At 41.0% G+C, this 4,340-nt stretch carries 4 protein-coding genes and 1 other RNA gene; 4 read left to right on the top strand and 1 reads right to left on the bottom strand.

Annotated features, from left to right (window positions below):
• Positions 1-354, bottom strand: a transfer-messenger RNA (tmRNA) gene (gene ssrA / locus COT43_05950).
• A gap of 914 nt (positions 355-1,268) precedes the next feature.
• Between ssrA and COT43_05955 the strand changes: the two genes are divergently transcribed.
• From COT43_05955 to COT43_05970, 4 genes are all read left to right on the top strand, one after another.
• Positions 1,269-2,312 carry a hypothetical protein gene (locus COT43_05955; GenBank protein PIS28644.1) on the top strand — a complete coding sequence of 348 codons (1,044 nt, stop codon included), beginning with the start codon at positions 1,269-1,271 and terminating at the stop codon, positions 2,310-2,312.
• The gene (locus tag COT43_05960) at positions 2,309-2,599 is read left to right on the top strand and encodes a hypothetical protein (GenBank protein ID PIS28645.1); all 291 of its coding nucleotides are present in this window, start codon (positions 2,309-2,311) and stop codon (positions 2,597-2,599) included. Before COT43_05955 ends, COT43_05960 begins: the two co-directional genes overlap by 4 nt.
• A complete protein-coding gene (locus tag COT43_05965; protein ID PIS28646.1) occupies positions 2,596-3,450 on the top strand; it encodes a DNA damage-inducible protein D in 855 nt (284 codons plus the stop codon). The genes COT43_05960 and COT43_05965 overlap by 4 nt, the downstream gene beginning before the upstream one ends.
• Before the next feature lie 619 nt (positions 3,451-4,069).
• Entirely contained in the window at positions 4,070-4,273 is a 204-nt protein-coding gene (locus tag COT43_05970) for a hypothetical protein (protein PIS28647.1), read from the top strand.
• Positions 4,274-4,340 lie beyond the last annotated feature (67 nt).

Below are 4,340 nucleotides of genomic sequence, written 5' to 3' on the forward strand. Positions count from 1 at the left end.
TGGAGGCGGAGGGAATTGAACCCTCGTCCGAAAAAGCGACCGAACAGAGCACTACGCGCGTAGCTGATTGCTGGTTTTAGTTCTTCCCGCGCCAATCAGCCAACTGAGGAAGAACGAGTCTGCTGAGTCTCATCTCCCGAAACACAAACCGATTCCGTGAGACCAGCCCGTATTATCGACGCTCTGGACCAACCCACAGGCGAGATCGGAGAAGAACGGTCACTTAACTAAGCGTAAGCGACGGTGCCAAAGTTATTGGCATTTGACTTTATTCAGGTTTTTTATCGTGGCCTTCCTGAGAACCACGGCGCGCATTCTATTGGATCTTCAATCCCGTCGAATCCATTCGCCCCCTTCAAAAAGCATTGGAAATTTATGAAAAATCTTGAACGTTTGCTAAGCATATTTTATTTCTCTGTGTCCTGAATCCAACAAGAGGCGGACCAACCCAATCAACTCAATTAACAAAATCAACATAATTAATCCATTCAACCTAATCAACCATAAAAAAACATTGCCTAATTCCAAATTAAATCTTACAATGAAGCCGTTATTTTAAATAGGGATTAACCGCGGATAAGCATCACACTGATTATTTATCTCGGAAACACGCGTTATTTGGAAAAGGACCAAGTTGGACTTAACGTTTTTAAGAATGGATCCCGAAGCTTCGGGACAAATGACTCACACGGCGAATGAATATTCAAGGCGCTCTTTTATATCGACAGCATGAGCCGTTTCTCCTTCGGGAAAACGCATTAGGTTACTTTTAGAAGTAACAGGCTGAAATTTTCGTTGTCTGTTATTTCACAGGCATTGTTCAATATTTCTTGACTGCTCCGTCGTGACATGTGACTGACGGGGCGGAGCCGTGCCCGGAATGAGAGCGTTATCCGCAGATAAGCGCAGATTGACACAGATAGAAATGATCCAATCTTTTTTATTGTGTTAGTCGATTTTTCGGTTCACTTATCGTATATCTTCAATGTTTATTTTAGAAGATCAAAAATTTACCGAGTTTCGGTCATTTGAATTTGGGATTTTGGATTTGTTTGAAATTTGGGTTCTGGTGCTTGGTGTTATTAGTCAATCGGTGTCCGAATAGTGTCGGATTTTCTAAATGATGGATAAATAGAAAAATGGATTTGTAATGAGATAGTAATATGACAAATATTTTTCCGTATCTACGCAAATATATTTATTGACAATATTTCTGAATATCAATAGATTGCGGCGTATGAATAGTACGGAAAAGTACGGAAATTGACATGAAAGACCTTTTAAAAATCAAACAACAACTCGACCAGTACCGATCACAGAACCAACCATTCATCACAGTAAATAATAGCGAATGGTACACGCTGTTCCGGGATGAGATTCGCAATTCCATCGCAATCGAAGGTATTTTTACAAACCGCAACGAACTACTGGCAGTGTTGGAACACGGACGCAGGACTTCTGACCAGAAATCAGCCGCCATTCTCGGTTATTTTGAAGCCGCTAATACGCTTTATGAGTACGCTAACAACCTATATAAAACCGGTGAATTTTCAGTCCGGCTATCAGATTTGAAACAAATCCACACCCTGCTTATGCGTTATGAATATCAATTAGAGACTTTTACTGGTATTTTGGGAGATTTCCGACGGGAAGATGTAGCGGTGACGCATTCGTTATTTACGCCGTTGAACCATACTTATATTCCGGAGGTTCTACCAGTTTTTGTTCAATGGCTCAACGAACAAGTTCGAAATCCGCAGATAGATATGTTGAAATTCGTCTCCGCTTGTCACGTTCTGTTTGAAACGATTCATCCTTTCAGAGATGGCAATGGTCGCGTTGGGCGGATTCTACTATCGTATTTACTGATTGGAAACGGCTTAGTCAATATTACCATCAAAGGTACAACCAAGGAAGACAGGGATAAATACTATCACGCTCTGGAAGTTGGTGATGATCGGATTGAGAAACTGATGCGGGCAGTTGAGTCGGGTAAAAAGTTGAATACGGATTTGATTGACGCTACAATCGCACAGAGTGATTTGGAACCGCTGAAAATGCTCCTTTCCAAATGTGTCGGGCATTCCTTTGAAATGATTGAAAAAGGGATGAAAACAGCTGATTCGGATGCAATGATTTCTCTGCGGGATGCCGGGAAGTTCTTTAATTATTCGCAGGATTATCTACGGCAGTTGATTAACCGGAAAAAATTATTGGCAATTAAGCATGGCAAACTCTGGTTTGTGAAAGTCCGCGACATTGAGGCTTATATGAAAAGAAAGCCATCGAGGGAGACTTTAATTCCGAAGTGAAGAGAAAAATCAAAGACGCCGAGAAGGCGCTTGAGACACAGGTGATTGCCAAATACAAGACACTTACCGAATCAGAGATCAAGGTTTTGGTGGTGGATGACAAATGGATGGCAACTCTCGAGCAAGCGGTCAAGGGCGAAATGGATCGCATCAGCCAGCGACTGACTCAGCGTATCAAAGAACTTGCCGAGCGTTATGCTACGCCCTTACCAAAACTCGTCACCGAAACCGCAATGCTCACGGCTAAAGTAGATGCGCATTTGAAGAAAATGGGATTTGATATATGAGTAATTTGATAGCGAAAGAGTATAAATCATTTGAAGCAATAAAGCATCTTTCGGAGGATGGTCATGAATTTTGGTATGCACGTGAGCTTGCAATGGCACTTGAATATGTACAATGGCGAAATTTCGCTAAAGTATTAGATCGGGCAAAGCTTTCTTGTAAGAATAGTGGATACACGATTGTTGACCATTTTGCTGAGGTCAGCAAAATCGTAGAAGCGGGAGCTACCTCAAAACCTGTTATTGATTTTAAACTCACCCGCTATGCCTGTTATTTGATTGTGCAAAATGGAGATCCACGGAAAGAGGTCATTGCCTTAGGGCAAACTTATTTTGCCATTCAAACCAGACGGCAGGAAGTAGCAGACTACTTTAATCAACTGGATGAAGACAACAAGCGTTTGGTAATAAGGGGCGATATTAAGCAATGGAACCAGATGCTTGCCGAAGCCGCCCACAATGCAGGCGTTATGAGTGACGAAGAATATGCCGCTTTTCAGAATGCGGGTTATATGGGCCTGTATGGTGGAATGAAAGTCGAGGATATTCATAAAAAGAAAGGGTTAAAGGAAAAAGACCGGATTCTTGACTTTATGAGCAGCACAGAATTGATTGCAAATTTGTTTAGAATATCTCAAACTGAAGAAAAACTAAAAAAAGATAAAACCGCAACCGCAGATGCCGCTAATGAAATCCACTTTATCGTTGGAAAAGAAGTGCGCGGAACGATAGAACGGGTTGGTGGTACAATGCCGGAAGATTTGCCCACACCGGGCAAAAGCATCAGTGATGTTGAACGAAACCAGTTAAAAAAGCTTAAAAATTCCCCCAAAAAATTAATGCTGGATGAATGATGAGAGGTTGGAGTGAATGAAATGAGGACGGGATACAAGCAATCAAACCTGACAGTGATTCCGGAAGCATACGGTCAGTATTTTAGATGCTGATTTGCTATGATTCATTATGAAAAGACTTTTTAATTCAGACTCTGGTTCGATACAATTCTTAATGAAATTTATTTGAATAATTCTGTTCATAATTAATCGGCTTTCTTCTGCGTCTATATTATCTCTCCATATCCGTGTTCCTCCTCACGGTGAAATATTTGTGTTGACTAATTCCAAAATATATCTTACAATAAAGCCGTTATTTTAAATAGGGATAAACCGCAGATAAGCATTACACCGATACTTTATCTCGGAAACACACGTTATTTGGAAAAGGATTGATTTCAATAGATGGATCCCGAAGCTTCGGGATAAATAACTGATACGGCGAATGATTATTCTTTGTGCTCGTTAGACAACGCCACTGGCAAGTGGCAGGGCGGTTGGAAAATCGTGGGCTATATTTATCCAAGATAAAATTAGAAGGTGAAAAACAAAAGGTAAAATTTGGAAATAAAAACTTAAAAATACAGATAAAAATTAGATATAAAAAAGTTCTTTAAAAAAACAAAAAAGGGAGGATAAAATGAAAAAAATGTTGACACCAGCGCTGATGCTGGCCGTATTTTTGTTGCTCGGTTGTAGTCCGACCGAGCCAGAGCCAGAACCCGAACCAGTCGTTTGGGTTTCGGAAAAAATTCTAACGACGAATGGGGACATAAAGCGCATCGCCGTTACCGACAGCGGCGCGGTTTATTATGCCGCCGCCCATAACAGGGAAGCCAAGTAAAACACAACTGCCAATGATTAAACAAACTGCACTTAACTTGCTTTCGCAAGTGCAGTTTGTAAGTTAA

The sequence above is a fragment of the Candidatus Marinimicrobia bacterium CG08_land_8_20_14_0_20_45_22 genome, assembly GCA_002774355.1.
GTDB lineage: Bacteria > Fidelibacterota > UBA2242 > UBA2242 > UBA2242 > 0-14-0-20-45-22.